17 protein-coding genes and 1 pseudogene are annotated in these 21,378 nt (G+C 60.1%); 8 read left to right on the plus strand and 10 right to left on the minus strand.

Translation table 11 applies throughout. From position 1 onward, the window contains the following. Positions 1 to 74: 74 nt before the first annotated feature. The 3 genes from BMOU_RS04095 to BMOU_RS04105 form a co-directional block, all read right to left on the minus strand. Positions 75 to 1,898: an FtsK/SpoIIIE domain-containing protein gene (locus tag BMOU_RS04095; protein ID WP_034875690.1), complete on the minus strand. Its 1,824-nt coding sequence runs from the start codon at positions 1,896 to 1,898 to the stop codon at positions 75 to 77. Positions 1,899 to 1,991: 93 nt separating this feature from the next. Continuing rightward, the gene (locus BMOU_RS04100) at positions 1,992 to 3,374 is read right to left on the minus strand and encodes an LCP family protein (RefSeq protein WP_171001960.1); all 1,383 of its coding nucleotides are present in this window, start codon (positions 3,372 to 3,374) and stop codon (positions 1,992 to 1,994) included. Between the two features lie 69 nt (positions 3,375 to 3,443). After that, positions 3,444 to 4,841 carry an LCP family protein gene (locus BMOU_RS04105; protein ID WP_443090090.1) on the minus strand — a complete coding sequence of 466 codons (1,398 nt, stop codon included), beginning with the start codon at positions 4,839 to 4,841 and terminating at the stop codon, positions 3,444 to 3,446. A 274-nt stretch (positions 4,842 to 5,115) separates the two neighbouring features. Here BMOU_RS04105 and BMOU_RS04110 point away from each other — a divergent pair, with 274 nt between their 5' ends. The 3 genes from BMOU_RS04110 to BMOU_RS04120 are packed head-to-tail and all read left to right on the plus strand — an operon-like array spanning position 5,116 to position 10,078. Further along, positions 5,116 to 5,415: a WhiB family transcriptional regulator gene (locus BMOU_RS04110; protein WP_034875170.1), complete on the plus strand. Its 300-nt coding sequence runs from the start codon at positions 5,116 to 5,118 to the stop codon at positions 5,413 to 5,415. A gap of 32 nt (positions 5,416 to 5,447) precedes the next feature. After that, positions 5,448 to 8,546, plus strand: a complete 3,099-nt coding sequence (locus BMOU_RS04115) for a glycosyltransferase family 2 protein (RefSeq protein WP_034875171.1) — start codon at positions 5,448 to 5,450, stop codon at positions 8,544 to 8,546. Then, positions 8,543 to 10,078 carry a DUF5719 family protein gene (locus BMOU_RS04120; protein WP_034875172.1) on the plus strand — a complete coding sequence of 512 codons (1,536 nt, stop codon included), beginning with the start codon at positions 8,543 to 8,545 and terminating at the stop codon, positions 10,076 to 10,078. Before BMOU_RS04115 ends, BMOU_RS04120 begins: the two co-directional genes overlap by 4 nt. A gap of 4 nt (positions 10,079 to 10,082) precedes the next feature. On the opposite strand, the gene BMOU_RS04125 is transcribed toward BMOU_RS04120, so the two are convergent. After that, positions 10,083 to 10,511 carry a metallopeptidase family protein gene (locus BMOU_RS04125; protein ID WP_081738490.1) on the minus strand — a complete coding sequence of 143 codons (429 nt, stop codon included), beginning with the start codon at positions 10,509 to 10,511 and terminating at the stop codon, positions 10,083 to 10,085. A gap of 80 nt (positions 10,512 to 10,591) precedes the next feature. Here BMOU_RS04125 and BMOU_RS04130 point away from each other — a divergent pair, with 80 nt between their 5' ends. Both BMOU_RS04130 and BMOU_RS04135 read left to right on the plus strand, forming a co-directional pair. Beyond that, positions 10,592 to 11,407 (plus strand): HAD-IIB family hydrolase, encoded by an 816-nt coding sequence (locus tag BMOU_RS04130; protein ID WP_034875173.1) that lies wholly within the window; start codon positions 10,592 to 10,594, stop codon positions 11,405 to 11,407. Between the two features lie 22 nt (positions 11,408 to 11,429). After that, positions 11,430 to 12,149 carry a ComF family protein gene (locus BMOU_RS04135; protein ID WP_137648182.1) on the plus strand — a complete coding sequence of 240 codons (720 nt, stop codon included), beginning with the start codon at positions 11,430 to 11,432 and terminating at the stop codon, positions 12,147 to 12,149. On the opposite strand, the gene BMOU_RS04140 is transcribed toward BMOU_RS04135, so the two are convergent. From BMOU_RS04140 to glgB, 3 genes are read right to left on the minus strand one after another with little or no spacing between them, the layout of a single operon-like run. Beyond that, positions 12,128 to 13,204 (minus strand): sensor histidine kinase, encoded by a 1,077-nt coding sequence (locus tag BMOU_RS04140; protein ID WP_034875175.1) that lies wholly within the window; start codon positions 13,202 to 13,204, stop codon positions 12,128 to 12,130. The two genes, BMOU_RS04135 and BMOU_RS04140, sit on opposite strands and share 22 nt — an antisense overlap. 11 nt (positions 13,205 to 13,215) lie before the next feature. After that, positions 13,216 to 13,938: a response regulator transcription factor gene (locus tag BMOU_RS04145; protein WP_034875177.1), complete on the minus strand. Its 723-nt coding sequence runs from the start codon at positions 13,936 to 13,938 to the stop codon at positions 13,216 to 13,218. Positions 13,939 to 13,953: 15 nt separating this feature from the next. Further along, complete coding sequence (gene glgB, locus BMOU_RS04150) at positions 13,954 to 16,209, minus strand: 1,4-alpha-glucan branching protein GlgB (protein WP_034875179.1); 2,256 nt, start codon at positions 16,207 to 16,209, stop codon at positions 13,954 to 13,956. Between the two features lie 138 nt (positions 16,210 to 16,347). Here glgB and BMOU_RS04155 point away from each other — a divergent pair, with 138 nt between their 5' ends. Both BMOU_RS04155 and ispF read left to right on the plus strand, forming a co-directional pair. After that, positions 16,348 to 16,944: a CarD family transcriptional regulator gene (locus BMOU_RS04155; protein ID WP_034875181.1), complete on the plus strand. Its 597-nt coding sequence runs from the start codon at positions 16,348 to 16,350 to the stop codon at positions 16,942 to 16,944. 9 nt (positions 16,945 to 16,953) lie between these two features. Continuing rightward, a complete protein-coding gene (gene ispF / locus BMOU_RS04160; RefSeq protein WP_034875183.1) occupies positions 16,954 to 17,430 on the plus strand; it encodes a 2-C-methyl-D-erythritol 2,4-cyclodiphosphate synthase in 477 nt (158 codons plus the stop codon). Positions 17,431 to 17,433: 3 nt separating this feature from the next. Here ispF and BMOU_RS04165 read toward each other — a convergent pair whose 3' ends face one another. The 3 genes from BMOU_RS04165 to BMOU_RS04175 all read right to left on the minus strand — a co-directional run bounded on the left by BMOU_RS04165 (position 17,434) and on the right by BMOU_RS04175 (position 20,325). Continuing rightward, on the minus strand, positions 17,434 to 18,270 hold the full coding sequence (locus tag BMOU_RS04165) for a metal ABC transporter permease (protein WP_034875185.1): 837 nt from the start codon (positions 18,268 to 18,270) through the stop codon (positions 17,434 to 17,436). After that, the gene (locus tag BMOU_RS04170; RefSeq protein WP_034875187.1) at positions 18,267 to 19,154 is read right to left on the minus strand and encodes an ABC transporter ATP-binding protein; all 888 of its coding nucleotides are present in this window, start codon (positions 19,152 to 19,154) and stop codon (positions 18,267 to 18,269) included. Before BMOU_RS04170 ends, BMOU_RS04165 begins: the two co-directional genes overlap by 4 nt. 124 nt (positions 19,155 to 19,278) lie before the next feature. Beyond that, positions 19,279 to 20,325, minus strand: coding sequence for a metal ABC transporter solute-binding protein, Zn/Mn family (locus tag BMOU_RS04175; RefSeq protein ID WP_034875189.1), 1,047 nt, complete (start codon positions 20,323 to 20,325; stop codon positions 19,279 to 19,281). 141 nt (positions 20,326 to 20,466) lie between these two features. Here BMOU_RS04175 and BMOU_RS04180 point away from each other — a divergent pair. Further along, a pseudogene (locus tag BMOU_RS04180) lies at positions 20,467 to 21,343 on the plus strand (bifunctional methylenetetrahydrofolate dehydrogenase/methenyltetrahydrofolate cyclohydrolase). Positions 21,344 to 21,378: the final 35 nt, after the last annotated feature.

Below are 21,378 nucleotides of genomic sequence, written 5' to 3' on the forward strand. Positions count from 1 at the left end.
CCTCCTGCCTTGTTGGGCACTGTAAGTCCGATACTCAGATAACCACGAATCACACGACTTTTCAAGAGTCCTTGCTAAAAAGAAACATTCGGTCCCGCATAATCCCCAAGTTCCACACACTGTATAAGACATGCTGACGCCTGGCGTATGAACACCGCGCGACCGGCGAGCGTATAATCGTCGGGTTTGAATCCGTCCAGCATCGGTCCGGGAATACCCGCCATCAGATCATTGGCCCGATCACCGGTCGGGAACACGATGCGGGTGGGGCATCGGTCCGCGAGCAGGGGATTCGCCTTTTCCACCGCGCAGATCACGGTGACATCGGGGTTGGCCAACGCGCCACGCAGGTCGTTGGCCGCATTGTCGATACGGAATGGGTCGAGCAGGTCATCGGCATCGTCCACGAACCAGACGAGACGTCTGCGGCCATCGGGAGCGAATGTGTCACGCCTGTGCCGGGCGTTATGGCTTTCCTCGCTGGTATGGTAGACATTCCGCATTTTATGCGTGAACCGTACCGTGCCTACGCCATTCAGATACGACTGCGATGCGCAGTGCAGCAAAAGATTCGTCTTGCCACGGCCATACGCGCCAATGACGGCGATATTGCCGTGGTCGATATCCAGGGCGATCGGTTCGACGATGACACCGTTGTCCGCCAGTGCGAACGGTATGTCGTGCCGTGAACCGTCGACGGGCATCCGCAGATCCGGCAAGGCCACACGTTTGGCGAGCGGCGCTGAAAAGAGAGGTCGTTGGGGCGTGCATCCATGGAAGCGTGCGGCGGTGCCGACCGCATCGACCAACGCTTCGACATGGCGCACGGCACTGCAGCGAAATCCTATGACCCGTTGGCCATCATGGCAATAGGCGCCTCCCGGCATGGACGGACTGATGTCAGCGGCGGAGTCGGTGCCGATCAACTCGTGGGATTGCATCTGGTCGGTGACCCGCAGGCAGATGTTCAGTGAGATGTTGGCCTTCATGTCGGAATGTACCTGCCCCATGGGGTTCTGGGTACAGACGATCAGATGCATGCCGAGCGACCGCCCCAACGAGGCAAGCCGGTTGAGTCGTTGCATATAGTCGGGCAATCGGTCACGAAGGGCGTGGAATTCATCGATGACGACCACAAGCCGTGCCGGGGGATGTCTGAGTTGGCTGAGTTGCGATACTCGTTCCGCGCTGACCAGCGACTCACGCCGGATCAGCTCCTGCTCGATGGCATTCAAGGCACGTATGGCATGCGATAGGTCAAGATCGCATACGTTGCCGACGGTATGGGGCAGATGCTCCAACGCATTGAAGGTTGATCCGCCTTTGAAGTCGAGAAAGACGAAGTGCAATGCCTCCGGGCTGTATCGTATGGCCAATGCCATGCACCAACTGATGAGCAGGACCGACTTTCCCGACCCGGTGGTGCCGGCCACCATGGCGTGCGGCCCCGCATGAACCAGATCGACCGCGAATGGCGCATGCGAAGTCATGCCGATGTCGCAATCGGAAGGACTCGATTCGAGCCATCGACGTACTATGCCGCGCCATGTCAGTGGATCATCATCAAGACGATGCAGCCGTTCGAAATCGATGCATGGGATTCGCGGGAGCTCTGACGATGTACGGTTTGGCGGCCCTGTGACGGAGGATGCCAGCTGGCCGCCGGAAGTATCGGAATCCTCCCGCAGTGCCTTCCGACGGGCACGCTTCGACCGCATCGCCATCACGGCCAACGACAGTGCGCCGCCGAGCAGCCCCGGGGCAAGCATGAGCACATACATCCAGTGACGTTGCGTGCACATGATGATCAGCATGACGAACTGTGCCAGCACAGGAGCCGACCAGCTCAGCAGCATGAGCCTGTCGTCGTCGAGTCGGGATGCATGAGAGTCTTTCATGGCAGCAGTCTGGGCATCGCCATAAAAGAGATGCAAGTCGAACCGAGGGTTGTGGTCGGAGGACATGGGTTATCCACATCCTTTGGCGTGTCGTCAGTTCTGTTCGGCCAGCGTTCCCACGGTGCCGGAAGCGTGCTTGCCCGTTGCGAGCTGCGAGAACAGATCAAGGTTCTTCTGTTCATCAAGCAGCACGCTTGAACCGACGCCATCGACGTAATAATCGGGATCCGTCCAATACACGCTTCCCGAAATGCCCTTGTCCCCGGAGGCGCTTTTGAACGCCAAAGCCATGCGTAGCAGGGAAGCGGTGGAGGCCTTCTCATCCACCGTCACGGAATTCAGGGCGGCCTGGGCCACCGTCTTGGCCTTGGAGAAGTTCATCAGGGTCTGCCGTGACGAGGCCTTTTTGACGATGGCGTTGATGACCTGTCGTTGCCGTGCCGCGCGGCCGAAATCGCCTTGCGCATCGGCATAGCGCATGCGGGAGAACGCCAAGGCAGTGTTGCCGTCCGCGGTATGGCAGCCAGCCGTCCAGTTCAGGCTTGAATATGGATCGTCCACATCCTGGTCATAGCACAGTTCAACCCCACCAAGCGCGTCCACGACCTTGACCAGGCCCCCGAACTGGATCAGCGCGACATGGTTGATTTTCTGACCGGTGATGTCCTCGACCTCGTTGACCAGTTGTTTGCCGCTGTACAGCTGTGCGACGGCATTGATCTTCATATACTGCTGGTCGATTTCCACCAGGGAATCACGCGGAATGGAAATCAACGACGAAGAGCCGGATGCGGGTTTGGTCAACACCAGAATCGTATCGGTACGGAAGCCAGTGACCTCTCCGGTGTCACCGGTGGTACCGTCTCGTTCGTCGGAGCCGAGGATCAGCCAGCTTTCCCCGGCCGTATCGGCCTTGCTTGTCAGCCAGGATTTCTTGTTGAGCTGCCCATCCACCCAGTTCCAGGCGGAAAAGACGGATAGGCCGAGCGCCATGATCAGCACCAATAGGACCGTGAGGATTATGCGACCAGGATGATGACGTCTGCGCGGCATGGTTTTTGTCGCCGCCGATGGTCTGTTTGCGGAGGGTCCCCGCAGGCTCGAGACGGAGGAGGACCCACTGAGTCGGGTCGTTCCACGAGGCTGGCTTGCTCGTGCGTTTGACGGAGCGAACGAGGCGGGGGCCTGATTCGCATATGCCCGGTCGTCATGTGCTTGGGCACTGCGGGTCGAAGGTGCGGTGCGACGTGGGGCATCGGAGGAGCGGGTCGCGGCCGGCTGAAAGCTGCGTGGAGCTTCGGATGCGTTGGTGCCGGAATGCGCCGGCTTCGCGGTGGGGGAGAAGCTGGGAATCTGCTGATCCGCGCTCTGGGCCGATGCCTTTCGTGACGGTGACGTCGACTTTCGGCGTCCTGCGGACGGAATGAAGCTTGGCGGTGCCCCGTGCGGGTTTGCGCCGCCGGTTTCTTCGGTCATGGTTCCTCCAGTACGATTCGTCCCTACACTCATTTACACCGAGTGAAACCGAGAAGAGTCGTCAACGGTCTAGTTCTTTGCCGGAACGGCACATACCGTGGCATTCAGATAGCGGTCCGCGATGCCGATGTATTGGCCGGTGGTCGCATCGTGGATCGAGCCGTCCTCCGGGTCGACGGTACCGCCGGTGTTCGGGTCGATCAGAGTGCCGTCGGCTCTGGTGATAAGACCGGTCGTCGCATCGGGAGTCTCGGTGGATTGCGTCTGCTCGCTGGAATTCCCATCGGTGCCTTGGGAGTCGGTGGAGCCGCCGTCCGTCGTCGAATCGCTATCGGATGCGGACGTGTCGGTCTCGGTCGATTCGAAAAGCGTCTTGCCTTCACGCATCTTGGCCCATACTTCGTCGGCGTTATCGGCCCAGACGGATCGGTTCGGATCGGATGGTGCGGCGACCACCGGAACGGTCTGCGTATACAGATGCGACATGCTGAAGTTCTTCAGGCTCATGGCCAGACCGACCAGTGCGGCGGTGTCGGCCATGCCCTCGGAGATGTTCAGGGATTCCAGCGCGGATTTCGCCAACTGGTACAGCTGTGCCGTGTCCGTGAACAGGTTCTTGCTCAGGGCCTCGCTCATCAGCTGTTTGATCAGATACTGCTGGCGTGTGGTACGGGCCGTATCCGAACCGTCTCCCAAGGTGTAGCGGGTACGGGCGTACTGTGTGGCCTGCGTGCCGTCGAGATGCTGCATGCCCTTGGACAGTTGCAGGGTGGAGTAGGGATCATCGATGTCCTGGGGCACGCAGATGTCGACGCCGCCGACCGCATCGATCATCTTCACCAGACCGGCGAAATCGACGACGATGAAATTCTGGATGTTAAGACCGGTCAGACTGTTCACGGCATTCAGTGTGCAGCTGGCCGCGGAGGCCAGATCGCCACCGGTCTGGTAGGCGCCGGCGAAGATCGAGTTGAACATCACGCCATATTGCGCGGGGATGGTGCCTTTGGAAGTCGTGCATTGCGGAACGTCGACCAGGGAGTCGCGAGGAATGGACACCAGATTGATGGACGAGCGGTCGGCGGAAATCTGCAGCACCATGGCGGTGTCGGCCTGATGGTTGCCTGTCATGTCGCCGCCGATGGCCTGGTTGCCCTCGCCGTCACGCGAGTCCTGCCCAAGCAGCAGGATCTCGATCGGCTTGCCGGAATTCGGGTCGATGATGGTCGGTTCGTCCGACACCGATCCCTGTCCGATCACATTCACCTTCTGATGCTGAACGACGCTGTCCACGTCCAGCCACGTTGCGGCGGCCGCGGTTCCCGCAAACACCAGCATGGCCACGACGACCGAGGCAATCACGGTTCTTGCCCGATGCTGCACGCGGTACCCGAGACTGTGCCTCGGATTGGAATCGCGCAGGCCATTGATGTTAGGAAGCTTGTTGCCGGCAGGAGAAGAGGTCACGGTATCGCCTTCCTGATCTTGAAGTACTCGCGTCGAGCGCTCGACGCACCCTGAAAACATATAACACTACTAAAGCATGTGATTATAGGACCATCACATGAGATTCACCGATTCTACGGCAAATCACCTTATCCGCATGGGTTGATGCGAAGGGTGTACCACATTCCGCTGAAAGTGGAGGTATTGACACGTCATGAAATTTGACAAAAGCAAATTGCATGTGTGTAATCTATGACGTTGCAGAATGTGCACATTATAGATAAAGGAGGGACGCATGTGGGGCGTTGTCGGCGATTCCTCCGAAAATCCGCTTGCTGAACTATGGGGGCTGTTCAAGCAGGACGATGATGTGTCATGGCAGCACAAGGCGTTATGCTCGCAAACCGATCCGGAGGCTTTTTTCCCTGAAAAAGGCGGTTCAACCAGAGACGCCAAGCGGGTATGCGCGCAATGTGAGGTTCGTGAACAATGCCTCAAATGGGCCATCGACCATGATGAACGGTTCGGCATCTGGGGCGGCATGAGCGAACGTGAACGTCGTCGATACAAGAAAGAGCACAGGGAGCGGGCGTGACGCGCCGCGCTCCGCATGCGTACACTTAAACTATGAGTTCCATTGCCAGCAGCGATATTCAAGAGACCGTGACCAGCCTGCTGAACGGCAGACCATACTCTCATCGCCAGGATGTCGATGCATCCGTCGCCGCGGTGATGACGGTGGAGGAGGATTTGCGTTTCTTCCCGGCCACCTTCAATGCGGTGCTGTCGCAGCGGATGCTGCCGGGCACCATCGTGGTGGTGGACTGTACCGGCGGGGTCATGCAACCCATGCAGATGTCCTTCGAGGTCATTCCCTCCCCGGCGGGACCGATCATCGAAATGCCGGAGGGCAAGACCGTTCGGGTGGTGCTGCTCGGCGTCAAGGGCGCGACTTCCTTCTCGAATGCCGTTATGCGCGGCATCAGGCAGATCGACCTTGATCCATCGGTCCGTGCCCTGTGGCTGTTGCACGACGATTCCCGGCCCGCCGATGAGCACTGCCTGGAATCATTGCTGGACGCCTGGCGCAACACGCCCACGGCATCGCTGCTCGGCGCCAAGCAACTCGATTGGCAGGGCGAGACGCTGCATGACGTCGGCCTGTATGCCGGCAATCACGGTGTCGCATCCTTGGTGGTGGACGGAGAACCCGACCAGGAACAATATGACGGTAGACAGGACGTGTTCGCCGTCGATCTGGCCGGTGCCTTGGTGCCGTTGTCCACGTTGCATTCCACCGAAGGCATTGACCCATGGTTCACCACATACGGGGAATCCATCGACTTCTGCCGACGCATATGCCTCGGCGGCGGCCGTGTGGTGGTGGTTCCCCAAGCCCAGATCGCCCATAGGAGGGCACGATTCGAAGGTGTGCGGACCAAGGGCGGTCAGCCGTTGGATGATGGGAATCGCGTCGATCCCTATATGGCTGTGGCTGTGTCCAAGACCCGGTATTCCTATACGGATCGGCATCGTTCCTGGTGGCCGTTGCTGTGGCTGTGGTCCATTGTGCAGTCGCTGTGGCTTGCGCTACTATGTCTGACCCGCAAGCAGCCATATGAGGCGTGTTGCACGCTGGCGCTGCCATGGAGAACGCTGTGGCGTCTGCCTTCGGCGCTACGCGCGCGAAGCAGGGTGCGCAGGCAAAGCAGGGTTCCGATGAAGTCGTTGTCCACGTTGCAGGTGACCCGTCAGCAGATTGCGCGGTGGCGCGACCGTCGTCAGGCGTTCCTTGACCAGCGTGACGTCGTGGTGCTTGGCCCCCTTGCCAAGGAGCACCTGCGCGGAAGGCTCGTTCGCCGCTGGACCTTCGCCCTGAGCGCCGCGGTCGTCGCATTCGCATGGATTGCCGTGCTGTATTGGAATGTATTGCGCGAAGTGTGCTCCGGGGCTGTCATGTACTCCAATACTCTGCTGCCCACATCGGCGAAGTTCACGCAATTGGTCGAAGCGGCGACCACATCATGGGCCTACGCCTCCGGCACCGGTATCAGCGCTCCGAGCGCCCCCTGGCTGTTGGTACTGATGTGTGTGTCGGCATTGACCGCCGGTCACGTCGCGGCGGCCGTCGCCGTGGTGTTCTTCCTGTCCGCCCCGTTGTGCGTGCTGTCGTTCTGGGCCTTGGCCGGCATCTTCACCCGTTCCGATACGGTGCGTTCCGTGACTTCGTTGGCCTGGTTCGCCCTTGCGGTGGCGTTGGGCCTCTACCGCGATGCCGATGTCGCGATGATGACGGTGATGGTGTTTCTGCCTGCGGCCTTTGCCTTTTCGTTCCGTGCGGTGGGCATGTACCGTACGGAGGAGCCGAAACGGCCCCACCACTCGGTGCAGGCCGCGGCGATCGCCGCATTATGCTTCATTCCGGTGGTTGCCGCAGAACCGCAATTGTTGCTGCCGTTGATGGTGTCGTTCCTGCTGTTCCTGATACTGGTACGCAGCCACCGACCGGCACTGCTGTTGATTCCGTTGCCCGCCGCTTTCGTGTGTGCCCCGACCTTGGTGAATGCGGTACGTTTCGCCTCCGATGGCGCATGGCGACAGATCTTTGGCAGCGTAATGCTCCCGAATTCCACGCATGACGGTTCTCCCGCGATACTCAATCTGTCTGATGTGCTTTCCCGCGCGTTCGGCATCGTCTCGATGCCGATGGGCATCTGGGGAACGCTGATGCTGATGATGCTGGCCGTACTTGTGCTTCTGTCCGTGGTCTCATTGTTCCTTCCCTTCGCCTTGCGTGTTTCGCGCATGATGTGGGTGGTGTCGCTGTCCGGATTCGTGACGGCGTTGCTTTCCGCCGCGGTGGCGGTGGCGGTGGATGCCGATGGCGTCGTGGCCGGCTCGGTATTGCCCGGTGTCTCCTTCATGATGATGGGCGTGCTGTCCTGCGTCTGCCTGGTCGCCGGAGGTGCAGTGCAGCGTTTCGTCTCGCTACGCCAGTCAACGAGCGGCGCGGTGCAGCTCGAGACGCATCCTCGTGTACTGCCGACCTTGGTTCATGCGGCGCGTATCGCCTTGGTATGCCTGCTGCTTGCCACGGTGGTGACCTGCATGGGTTTCGACTGGTTCGGGCATGATCGCGGCCAGGTGCATACGAGCCGTTCGGGCCTGCCCATGGTGGCGGCGGATTACCTTGAGCAACGTTCGGATCACCGGGTGCTCGCCTTGCGCGCCGATAGCGCCAATCACGTCAGCTATACCGTGATGCGTACCCAATCCGGCGATCTGATCGACAGCTCTCCGGCCCAACGTGTCGAAATGGTTGCGGGCCGTGTCGATGACGCCAGTACACGCATCGCCAAAGACAGTGCGCATTTGCTTTCGAACGCCGACGCCGATGCCATCGCCGATCTGAGTAAGCTGGGCTTCGGCGGCATCTATGTGGTTCGTGACGATGCCAACGCCGCCCAGAAGGAGTCTGCTGACCAACTCAGCTCGAATATCAGCGCATCCGACGGTACACAAAGCGTGGTGAGTTCCGAGCAGGGCACCTATTACCGCCTTACCCTTCAGGATTCGGCCAAACAACATATCAACGACTCGGGATCGAGAACGGCCGCGAGCAGTCCATGGCGTTCCGCATGGCTGTGGTGCATGGGCATCATCATCGTGTTGTACTGTCTGGTGGCCGCGCCCCGTATTCGTCATCGCAATCAGGAGGCAGCATGAGCCGTCATTCTCGTACCCGTGCAGGCGTGGCCATGCGAGTGGTGCTCGCAACGGTGTCGACATTGATCATCGTCGCATTGGTGGTCGTGTCGCTGGTCTACCGCCCCTCCTGGCTGAAAGCCGATTCATCCGCGGTCTCCCGCTCGTCGGTCTCCCATACCGTAAGCCCGACACAGCTGGAGACCTATTGCCCGGCCCGCATGACCATAGCCGATACCGAGGCTTATGGCGACAGCGAATACCAGGCATCCAACGGCAACGTCGCCTCCTCCGTGCGATATACGGCGTTCGGATCGGTGTTCCGTTCGTCGGCGCTTACGCTGGGCTCGGATGACACGTCGTCCGCAACGACGCTGAACAAACAGGACGCGGATGATGATGACGAGATCTTCGTGGCTTCCGGCAACGTCGATGATGGAGCCAAGCTGCAGGATACCCGTCTGCTGACTTCCAACGACGGTACCGGAGCCGTCTCGTCGGTGATGTCGTGGGCCACGGACGGTGACCTGAAAGGTGTTTCCGCCGCCTCCTGCATGTCGCCGGCATTGGAACAATCGTTTCTGGTGACCGGCACCCAGACGGGCATGACCCAGCAACTGGTAGTGGCGAATCCTTCCGCCAAGGCCACCTCGCTGACGGTCAAGGTGTGGGGCACCGATAGCTCAGGCGCATTGGCCCTATCCACAGGATCCACGCTCACCGTGGCGGCGAATGGCGAGACGGTGATGAACCTCGCGGCCGCGGCCTCCAAACAGGATGCGCTATACGTTACGGTATCCAGTGCTGAAACGCCGATTGCGGCGATCATCCGCAGCATCGCCATGGATGGTCTGACATCCAAGGGATCCGATTATGCGGCCGCGAACAACACCGCATCGAAGCGACTGGCCTTCGGCGCGCTGAGCGAAGGCGACACGGTAAGTCTGTATATGTTTGCCCACCAAACCGCCGATCTTACGGTTTCCTGGATGGACGGCAAAGGGCTCAAGCAGGCGCATCGGCAGACCATCGAAGGCAACCGGGCATCGGTGATTGACCTGGGCGGCGTGCCCAAGGGGGCGACGGGCCTTATCATCGACGCCAGCCAGCCGGTTTCCGCTTCCGCGAAGGTCGAAGACGACGGTAACGATGGGCAGGCCGATTTCGCATTGGTGAACGCGACCGGCCCGTCGCATGTCTCGGCTCTGGCGATCCCCGATCAGGCCTCGGCAAAACTGGGCGTCATGAATACCTCCGATCAGGAGGCATCAGCCGTGCTTCGTTGCTATGACGCGGACGGCAAACGGATTGACGAACGCACAATCACCCTTAAGGCCGGTGCGGCCACGATGCTGGACCTTGCGGACATCGATGGCGCCGTGGCGGCCGCAAGCCTGGATGATGACGGCGGAGCCATGGTGTGGAACGGACGAATCGGACAGGAAGACGTGGCAAAGGCCAAAATGGCTGGTCTGTCCATCATCTCCCCGGTCGACCTGAAAGAGACGAAGGAGCAGATTCGGGCCAACGCCGACATGACCGTCGTACGCTGACGGCCTACATGCCCCAGTCGGGATCGATCTCCTCAGGTCGGCGTCCGTAAAGTTCGGCCAGACGCGAAACCACTTCGTCGCGTATGGCGAACTGCAGATCCATGCGGCTTCTTGCATGGGACTGCAGCGGCATGCGGTAGAGCACGATGCGAGACGGCATGCCATGATCGGCGGGGAAACACTGGGATCCGAAGTGGGGCACTGCCTCCCATGGTGCGGGATCGGACGGTGGTACGTCCTCCACGGCGAACTGCACGGGAGCCACCAATTCCGGCCATGCGCCATTGAGCCGTCGAATCTGCGCCACCACCATATCGTCGAACATGCCGCTTCTGGTGCGGTAACGAGGCAGGCGCGTACCGAACATAGGCGTGCGAATGCCCCTTCCATGACGGTTGCGGTACACTGTAGACTCCCAAGGCAGTTGATGCATAGCCTCCACCATAGCAAGGTGGGGGTCGTGTCGTGCGCTACCATAATGACATTGGTCCAGCGTGGGAAGGAAAGGCATACATGGCGGTGGTTTCAGTACCGATGTGGAACGACGTGGATGTCGATGCTTTGTGTTCCGGCGCCCGCGTGGTCGCCTTCGATCTCGACAACACGCTGGCCCGTTCGAAAAAACCCATGAAAGACGATATGGCCGAGCGTTTCTCGCTCCTCACCACCCTGATTCCCGTGGCTGTGGTTTCGGGCGGAAAATACGCCTTGGTGACCAGCCAGATCACCGATTGTCTGACCGCCGGTGCCAATCGTTTCCATCTGCATCTGATGCCGACCAGTGGCACCCGTTATTACCGTTGGGACGGTAGGGATTGGGAACAGGTATTCGCCCGTGACCTCAGCGACGAGGATCGTGCCAAAGCCATTGAATCGTTGGAGCGCAACGCCAAGGCGCAAGGTATTTGGTCCGACGCCCCGTGGGGTGAACGCATCGAGGACCGCGGCAGCCAGATCACCTTCTCCGCACTCGGGCAGAATGCGCCCGTGGAGGCCAAGGAGGCGTGGGATCCCACCAACGAGAAGAAAAACCGTCTTGCACAGGCGGTGGCTGACGATCTGCCGCATCTGGCGGTACGTTCGGGAGGTTCGACCAGCGTCGACATCTCCGCGCGAGGCATTGACAAATCGTTCGCGGTACGTGAGTTGGCGCGGATACTCGACATCGATGTGCATCAGATCATTTTCGTAGGGGACCGTATGGATCCTGATGGCAATGATTACCCGGCAGCAGTGGCGGGAACGCGGGCCGTCCGTGTCACCGGCCCGGCCGATACCGTGATGCTGTGTGACGACATCATCGAATGCCTTCGCGCTCAGGTCGGGTGATCGTATGGGGGCGGTGGCGCGAATGTCGGCGATGATCGTCGATCTGCTGTTCCCAAGGGGCTGTGCGGGCTGCGATCGCCCGGATGCCGTGCTGTGCATGAATTGCCGAAGGCTGTTCCATCAGCAGGTGGAGCGTCCTCTGCCGGCCGTCGCGATGGGTCGCTGGTTTGCCTGCGGCTGGTATCGAGGCGCCGCCCGTCATGCGATTCTGTCATGGAAGGACCATGGCGATGAGGAATGCGACGGGCCGTTTTGCGAGATGTTGTATGATCTTGCGCATTCCTGCGGACTGTTTGATACGCTCCATGACGGGATGTCGTATGATAAGCCCGTTCTGATCGTTCCGGCACCGTCATCCCGGCAATCCGTACGTCAACGTGGACGCAGGCACATGATGCAGCTCGCAGGGCGTTTGGCGAGAGAATTGCGGCGGGCACGCCTTTCGGCGAAGGTCTGCAACGCCTTGGAAAGCAGGGGAGTGAAACGCAGGTCGGTGCAGATGCGAGGCGTCGCCCAGCGTTCCCGGCGATTGAGGGGCCATGTTGTCGTTCGACCCGGAATAGACCTACGTGGCGTGCCCGTCGTGCTGGTCGACGACATCATCACTTCCGGTACCACGATGCGCCGCTGCGTCGAAGCCCTGCAGCAGGCCGGCGCGACGGTGGTCACCGTGCTGGCGTTGGCCTATACGCCGGCCGGTAGGCCGGCACGGGAAGAAGGTCATTCGTCATCGGCGGTGTGATATTTCGGTAGGGTGATCTCAAAATCGGCTCCACGCTGATCGTCGACCACACGCACGGTACCGCCATGCAACTGCGCCGCCCACCGGGCGATCGACAATCCCAGCCCGGTGCCGCCCGATTCGGTGCCGGGGCCGGTCTTGCCCTTGACGAAGCGGCGGAAAATATCGGATCGCGCCTCCTGCGGGATCTGCGAGCCGAAGTTGACCACGTTGGTCACGATGGTGCCGAAATCCTGATTTTCATGCGCCTCGATGAGCACGGTGGTGTTGTCGGCGGAATGCTTGAGCGCATTGGCGATGATGTTGGTGAACAGTTGACGCAGGCGGTCCTGGTCACCTTCCATCTCGATGTCGGCGGGCACATGCATCTCGATGTCGTGCGCATGGCCGGCATCCGCTATCTCCAATGGCTCCACGGTCTCGTCGATGAAATCATGGAAATTGAACCTCTCGATCTGCAGGCTGGCCGCCCCGGCCTCCATACGGGACAGGTCCAGCAGGAACGCGATGAGATCCGATAAGCGATGCGTTTGGTTCAGGATGCTTTCCAGATTGGCTGGCGTCGGTTCGACCACGCCGTCTGCCATATTCTCGACCATGGCCTGCAAGGCTGAAACCGGAGTGCGCAGTTCATGGCTGACGTTCGCCACCATGTCGCGGCGCATCTGATCGGCATGCTGCAGTTCCTCGGCCATTTCGTTGAAGGAGATGGCCAGCTGGCCCACTTCATCTCGGCTGTTCGAATCGACATGCACACGCACGGTATAGTCGCCGTCGGCCATGGCTTCGGCCGCGTCCCGCATCTGACGCAGGGGGGAGGTGAGTCCTCGGGAGAAGAAGTAGGTGATGCCCAGAGCCACGGCAAGCGTGATCGGCATGGCGATCCATATGCTTAGGCCCACCTTGAGCAGGAACCAGGCCATGATGAACGCGATGGCCGTCGCGATGACGATCAATACGCTGAGTTCGACCTTCAGCGAGGACAACAAACCAATGGGGCGTTCGGTCTCCAAAGGATTGACCGAACGCCCCTTATTCGAATTGGAAGTATGCATACTACCGCATACTACTGCTCCGGCGGCTCGAATGCATAGCCGACGCCATGTACGGTGCGGATGGTCTGCGAACCCAGTTTGTGACGGAGCGCCTTAACATGCGAATCCACGGTGCGGGTACCGGAGGCGTCCACCCAGTCCCACACCTCCTCGAGCAGTTTCTCACGGGTGAGCACGGACTTCGGCTTGCGGGCCAACGTGGCCAACAGGTCGAACTCCGTGGGGGTCAGATGAACCTGCTCGCCGTTGACGGTGACGATGCGTTGCGCGGGGTCGATGACCAGCGAGCCGAAATCGAGGATCTTTTCGTTTTCGGAGTTCTTCGCGATGACCTTGGCACGGTCCACGCGGCGGAGCAGCGCCTTGCAGCGTGCGATGAGCTCTCGCATGGAGAACGGCTTGGTCATATAGTCATCGGCCCCGGCCCCGAGACCGATGACCTTGTCGGCCTCGTCGTCTCGTGCCGTCAGAATCAGCACGGGAACCGGACGTTCCGCCACAATGCGCTTGGTCGCTTCGAGACCGTCCATCACCGGAAGCATGATGTCCATGATCACCAGATCCGGACGTAGCTGCGCGGCGGCCTGTACGGCGCTCGCACCGTCGGAGGCCACACGGGCCGTCCAACCTTCCGCGGTGATGCGCTGCGCGATGGCAGTGGCCAACGTTGGTTCATCCTCGACCACCAGAACGGTACGTGGGGTAGTCGAGAGTCGTGCTGATGTGTTGAGCATAGCGGTTCGCCTTTCTCAGTGTTCTGGCTTCAAGAATACTGCGCCGAGAGCCGGAACGGTGATTTTGGCGGACCAATCGCGTGAATGATACTCTCCTTCGACCGCTTCGAACGTGCCGTTATGGATGTCGGAGCCGCCGTAGATCTTGTCGTCGGTGGTCAGCACTTCGGTCCACTTGCCGCCCTTGGTGAGCGGTACCTGGTAATCCTGCCAAGCCTCGCCCGAGAAGTTCACGACGATGACCATCTGTTCGCCATCCTTGCCGATTCGCACAAAGCTTAACGTATTGTGGTCGGCATCATCGCTGGTGAGCCACTGGAAGCCCGCCGGATCGAAGTCCTGGCTCCACAACGCCGGCGATTCCTTATACAGGGCGTTGAGATCGGCAACAAGCCTCTGCACGCCGCGATGGTCCGGCCAGTTGAGCGCATCCCAATCCACGGAGCCGTCATGGTCCCATTCCCCGTATTGGGCCACCTCGTTGCCCATGAAGGACAGGTTCTTGCCCGGATGGGCCCACTGATAGGCGAACAGGGCGCGCACGCCGGCATAGCGCTGCCAGTCATTGCCCGGCATCTTGCCGAATACCGAGCCCTTGCCGTATACGACCTCGTCATGGCTGATGGGCAGCACATAATGCTCGGAATACGCATAGACCATGGAGAAGGTGATCTCGTTGTGGTGCCATTTGCGGTTGATCGGTTCCTCATGCAGATACTGCAGGGTGTCGTGCATCCATCCCATATTCCACTTGAGGCCGAAACCGAGGCCGCCGGCATCGGTCGGGGCAGTGATGCCCGGGTATGCGGTGGACTCCTCGGCTATCATCATGATGCCGGGATTGTTCTTGTACGCGGTGGCGTTGGCCTCCTTGAGGAAGTCGATGGCCTCAAGGTTCTCACGGCCGCCGTAGATGTTCGGATGCCACTGGCCCGGTTCGCGGCTGTAGTCGAGGTACAGCATCGAGGAGACCGCGTCCACGCGCAGCGCGTCGACATGATACTCATCCAGCCAGAAGCAGGCGTTGGCAACCAGGAAGTTACGCACTTCGCGGCGTCCGAAGTTGAACACATAGGTGCCCCAGTCAGGGTGTTCTCCGCGCATTGGATCGGGATCCTCATACAGCGGGGTGCCGTCGAAACGTCCCAGTGCGAACGCATCCTTCGGGAAGTGGGCCGGAACCCAATCCATGATCACGCCGATGCCGGCCTCATGGAACCTGTCGACCAGATACTTGAAGTCGTCCGGTCCGCCAAGCCTGGAATCGACCGCGTAGTAGCCCGTGACCTGATAGCCCCAGGAGCCGGAGAACGGATGTTCCGCCAACGGCATGAACTCCACATGGGTGAAGCCCTCCTTGGCCACATACGGTACGAGCTTGTCGGCCAATTCGCGATAGTTGTGCACATCGCTGCGCCAACTGCCCGCATGCACCTCATAGATGCTGACCGGACCGTTATGCGGATCGGTGACGGCACGCTTGGCCATCCACGACTCATCATGCCATTCATGCTCGGAATCGACCACGATGGAACCGGTGCGCGGCGGAATCTCATGCGAGCGTTCCATCGGATCGGCCTTCATCGTCCATTCGTTGTTGGCATTGAGGATCTCATACTTGTAGATCTCGCCATCGCCGACGCCCGGCACGAACAGCTCCCAGACACCTGAGGATCCCAATTCACGCATGGCGTGCGTGCGGCCGTTCCATCCGTTGAAATCGCCGACCACGCGCACGGCATGTGCGTTCGGGGCCCATACGGTGAACGCGGTGCCGACCACCTGCTCACCAGGCGTGCCGTCGGAGGAGCCCATGGGGTCGTCGTAGCGCAACACATGGGCTCCGAGGGCCTCCCACAGTCGTTCGTGGCGACCTTCTCCGAACAGGTACATGTCCATATCGCCGATGGTGGGTAGATAACGGTACGGGTCGTCCGATACCACCACGGTGCCGTCTTCGTATTCGGTGCAAATGCGGTAGTCCGGCACGCCGTAACCGTCATCGGTCCGGACCGCCTTGATGAGTGCCGTGAATACGCCGTTGAATTCATGCACCGCCTCGGCGTCGCCGCTCTGTGTGATGATCGTCACGGATTTCGCCAGTGGACGCAACACGCGGATCGTGACGATATCCTCGCGCCCGTCTGACCCGAGATGCCCACCGAGCACCTCGTGCGGATTGTAAAACGTACCGTTGCTTACTGCATCCAGGTCGCCCTGAGCAACAGGAACGGCAACGACATCTTCTTTGATCTTGGATTCTGTAACCATGGCAAAAGTGTAAGCATGATTGGTCGGAAATTGGCTTCGTGTCGTGCTTTATTTTCATTTTTTTCGCTGTTTTTTGGACAAGTCCATACCGGGTGGCACAATAATTCGGGTTTTGTGTAAGATTTTCACGGAGGATTCATGGGTTACAAGGTCGGCGACATGGTCGTCTATCCACGTCACGGCGCTGCGAAGGTGGAGGCCATAACCGAGCGGACGGTCAAGGGGGTTACCCGTGAATACCTGCAGTTGTCGGTATTGTCGTCCGACGGTCTGGTCATCAATGTTCCGGTGGACAACGCCAAGAAGGTCGGTGTGCGAGACATCGTCGACGCCAACGAGGTGGCGAAGGTCTTTGAGATCCTGCGTACCCCGATCATCGAAAAGGAAATGAACTGGTCCCGTCGCTACAAGCTGAATGTCGAGAAGATCGCCACCGGTGATGTCAACAAGATCGCCGAAGTGGTGCGTGATCTGGCCCAGCGCGATGTGGACGAACATGGTCTGTCCGCCGGCGAGAAGCGCATGCTCACGAAAGCCCGCAGCATTCTCACCTCCGAGATTTCGCTGTCCGAGCACCTCGAGGAGGGAGAGGCCCAACGTCTGCTTGACGTGAATCTGGGGTACGAGGCTCCGCAGCCGGGTGATGACCGGCATCATACCGAGGCCCCGCAGGAGGCCGCGATGGATACCTTGGCCCGTATCGAGGCCGAAGGCAAGAAATCCAAGAAGAAGTAAGGTTCTTTGATGCGCATCGGTCAGGGTTTTGATGCCCATCGATTCGCTGATCTCAAGGCAGGCAGGCCGCTATGGCTTGCCTGTTTGCATTGGGATGGCGACGGCATAGCGGGTGATTCCGATGGCGATGTCGCCGCACATGCGCTGATCGACGCGTTGCTGGCCGCCGCGCACCTTGGTGATATCGGCACGCTGTTCGGTGTGGGGGCGGATTCCGATGGTGCCGGAAGGCACGGTGCGGAAATGTTGCAGGCCACCGTCGATCATCTGAAGAACCACGGTATGCGGCCAATAAGCGCCAGTGTGGTGATCATCGCCAATCGTCCGAAGATCGGCGCACGCCGTAGTGAGGCGGAAACGGCACTGTCCGCGGCAATCGGCTGCGAGGTGTCGGTGACGGCCACCACTACGGACGGCATGGGGTTCACCGGCTCGGGGGAGGGCATCGCCGCCATTGCCAACGCCCTCGTTGAACCGTTGGAATAGCCGTTATCTCCTGGTCTGCGCACCCACGGCCTTGGCGATGGCCCAGAACAGTGTGGAGATGGTCACGATGATGAAACTTGGAGGGGCCGGGAACATTGCGGACAGTACCAGACCTCCCCAGATGGAGATCAGGCAGATCACACTGGCGATGACCATCGCCTTGAACGGCGAGCCGGCGATGATGTTCGCGGTCGCCGCCGGAGTGATGACCAGTGCGAAAATCAGCAATGTGCCTACGGCGGGTACGGCGATGGTGATCACGCCGGCCATGATCGCCATGAATGCGATGTTCATCAGACCGACGGGTACGCCCTTGGCCTGTGCCACCTGCTCGTCCAGCGAGCTGAACAGCAGTGGGCGGTAGATAAGCGCCAGCACAGCCAGCAGCACGATGTCGAAGATGGCGAAGCCGATGATCTGGCCGGTGGTGATGGTTAGAATCGACCCGAACAGAATCGACTGCATCTGCTGTGAGGCCGAACTCGACAGTCGGGCGAAAAACAGACCCATGCCGGTGGCGAAAGCCAGCACGGTGCCGGTGGCGATTTCACGCTGCGAGGCCTTCTTGCCAAGTGCGCCGATCACCAACGCTCCGCCAAGAGCGAACACGCCCATGCCGACGGAGACCGGCAGGCCGATCAGTATCGCGCCGGTGGCTCCGGGCAATCCGATATGGGCCAAGGCATGCGAGGCGAATGTGGAATGGCGTGCGATGGTGAAATAGCCCATCACACCTGCGGCCAGGGCGATGCACAACCCGGCAAGAAATGCGTTGGCCATGAACGGTGCGGTCAGTGTCGACATCCAATCCGGGTCGAATGTGAATGCGATGTGGCTCATGCGTGCTGCCCCTTTTCGATGTGCTGGTGGAATCGTGCGACCTCTTGAGGGTCATGCGCGTCAACGAAAATATTCTCGGGTTCATCATCGCTGGGCGTTACGAACATGTCTCCCTGCGGCGTGGTGACCACCTGTACGGTGGTGCCGTATAGGTGGGTGAGCAGCTCAGAGTCCAATACCTCGTTCATGCGTGCGTAATGCGGATGGCCATCGAGCAGATACACGGCACCGGTAAGAATCGGAAGCAACATGTTGAGGTCATGCGCCACCACCTGAATGGTCATGCCGAGTTCTCGATTGAGTTTGGCGAGTACATGCACGGTGGCCCGCTGGCTGGCCAGATCGAGGTTGGCGAGCGGTTCGTCGAGCATCAGCAGTTGCGGATCGCTTACCAACGCCTGGGCGATGGCCGCACGTTGGCGCAATCCGCCCGACAATTCGGACAGCCGGTATGAGGCCTTATCGAGAAGGCCCACGAATTCCATGGCCTTGCGGGTCTTCTCCCGCTGGGCGCGTGTGACGGGGCGAATGCCGAAACGGGTGCCGGTCAAACCAAGCAGCACCGATTGCTCGGCAGTGAGATTCGATTCGATGTCGACGGCGTAGCTCTGCGGTACGTAGCCGATATGCTGATTCATGGCACCGGCGGGCTTGCCAAGCACCGTGATGCTACCTTCCGCGGTATCGATCAGGCCGAGTTCGGCCTTCATCATCGTGGTCTTGCCCGCGCCGTTGGTGCCCACGATGGCGGTGACCGAGCCGCTGGGGATGCTGAATGTGCCGTGCCGCCAGATCACATGCCCGCCGCGCTTGACGCAGGCGTCCTTGAATACGATCGCGGCCTGTGGTTCCTGGCCGTCGGTAGAGCCGTTGCCATCATGCATGAAAAGCTCCTTTTATGATGTCGTTCCTGTCGTATCATGACAAACAGTGTTGACAACCATTCTCAATAAGATGAAGGACCCTCGTACGACGGCGGGAGTCCTTCCGTGAGACGTGCATGTGGTGCTATTTGCCGGGATCCGGCTGTGGCTCTTCCGTTGCGTCTTCGGATGGCGAGGCCGAATCGGACGATTCGCCCGGCGATGCCGTCTCGTTTTCGGAGGAATCGTCTTCGGCGCCGTTCGTCGTCATCATTTCCGTCAGGGACGTGACCAGCGACAGGATCCAGGAAGTCAGGTTCGACTGATCGGCCGGCATCTGTTCCGTGACATCGAATACCGGAACGTCGGACTTCTGCGCGGTGCCGGTCAGCAGATTCGTGGCATCGCTGGCCTCCTGAACATTATTGACCAGCAGATCCACCTGATGCTTCTCCAACAGCTCCTGGAAGGCCTGCAGATCGGCCGGCGCCGGTTCCCCGTCGGAGGCGGCCGATTGCGCATACCCTTCAGGGGTCTTGTCATCAAAGCCCATATCGCTCATCAGATAGTATGCAACCGCTTCGGTGGCCGCATACGTGGCGCCTTTATGCTTGTTGCTGAAGGACTTCATCGCCTTCTCGACCTTGCTTTCGCGCTTGTTCCATGCGGAGAGCCTGTCGGCGAAATACTTTTTCCGTGCCGGCATGATGCGGCTGTAGGTGTCGGCCAGTTCCTTGGCCATGGCGTTGCGCGCATCGTTGGAGAACCACAGATGAGGGTTGTCGCCCTCCATGGCTCCGACCATTTGCGCCGCGGATACGCTGACGCTGCCTTTCGTCAGGTTCTTCGTGGCCCAGGTATCGTAACCGGCCCCATTGGAGACGACGACCTGCGCCTTCTGGAGGATGGCGATGTCCGCGGTCTTGGGCTCGAAATCATGGGCGTCCACGGAGGTTGATCCCAGAATGGAGGTCACCTTCACATGGGTTCCGCCGATTTGCTCCGCCAGAGAGCCCCACTGGTTGACCGAGGCGACCACGGTGATGGGGGAGGTCTGTGCGGTCGTCGAAGACGAAGAGGTCGGTTGATCGTCCGCCGAGCCATGACCGAAACAGGCGGTGGCGCCGAATACCATGCATGTGACGATACCGGTGGCAATGGCGCGTAGGAGGGAACGCTGATGCAGACGCATGCTGGAATGCCTTCTTCCTAAAATCATCCCGGTCGTGTTCGTCTCACGAACGTGCGCACGACTTCCGACTGAAACCAAGATAGCCTACGATACGTGCAAATGCCAATAGGCCAAGATCATCTACACGAGGGGAGAACCTGTATGGCAATGAAAATCGATGGCAGGGTGGTATCCGCACGCATCAAGGAGGATCTTGCGCAGAGGGTCTCCGCATTGAAGAGCAAGGGTGTCGAACCGGGATTGGGGACCATTCTGGTCGGTTCCGACCCCGGCTCGGTCAAATACGTTGCCGGAAAGCATGCCGACTGCGCTGAGATCGGCGTGAATTCCATCAAGCGTGAATTGCCTGAGGATGCCACCTTCGAGCAGATTGCGGCGGCGGTGAAGGAACTGAACGCCGATCCCGCCTGCACAGGCTACATCGTGCAGCTGCCGCTGCCGAAGGGCATTGACGAGAACGCCGTCATCGACCTGATCGATCCGAAGAAGGACGCGGATGGCATGCATCCTTATAATCTGGGCGAATTGGTGCTGCACCCCCGGGGTGAGATCGTGACGCCGCTGCCGTGCACGCCCCGTGGCGTCATCGAACTGCTCGGAGCCTATGACGTCGATCTGAACGGCAAGGAGGTATGCGTGCTCGGCCGTGGCATCACCATCGGCCGCACCATCGGCCTGATGCTCACGCGTAAGGAGGTCAATGCCACGGTTACGCTGTGCCATACCGGCACCAGGGATGTGCGTGACCATATGCGGCGTGCTGACGTGATTGTGGCTGCGATGGGTTCCGCGGCGTTCGTCAAACCGAATGATATCAAGGAAGGTGCGGTGCTTGTCGATGTCGGCGTCTCCCGCGTATTCGACGAGGAGGCCGGCCGTTACCGCGTCAGGGGCGATATCGACAAAGCCTGTTACGAGAAGGCTTCGGCCTATACGCCGAATCCGGGGGGGAGTGGGACCGATGACCCGGGCCATGTTGCTGGAAAACGTGGTCGAGATGGCCGAGCGCCGCCGCTGAGCCGTCGAACCGATTATTTCGGGCGTGTCGCGCGA

Source organism: Bifidobacterium moukalabense DSM 27321, from assembly GCF_000522505.1.
Lineage (GTDB): Bacteria > Actinomycetota > Actinomycetes > Actinomycetales > Bifidobacteriaceae > Bifidobacterium > Bifidobacterium moukalabense.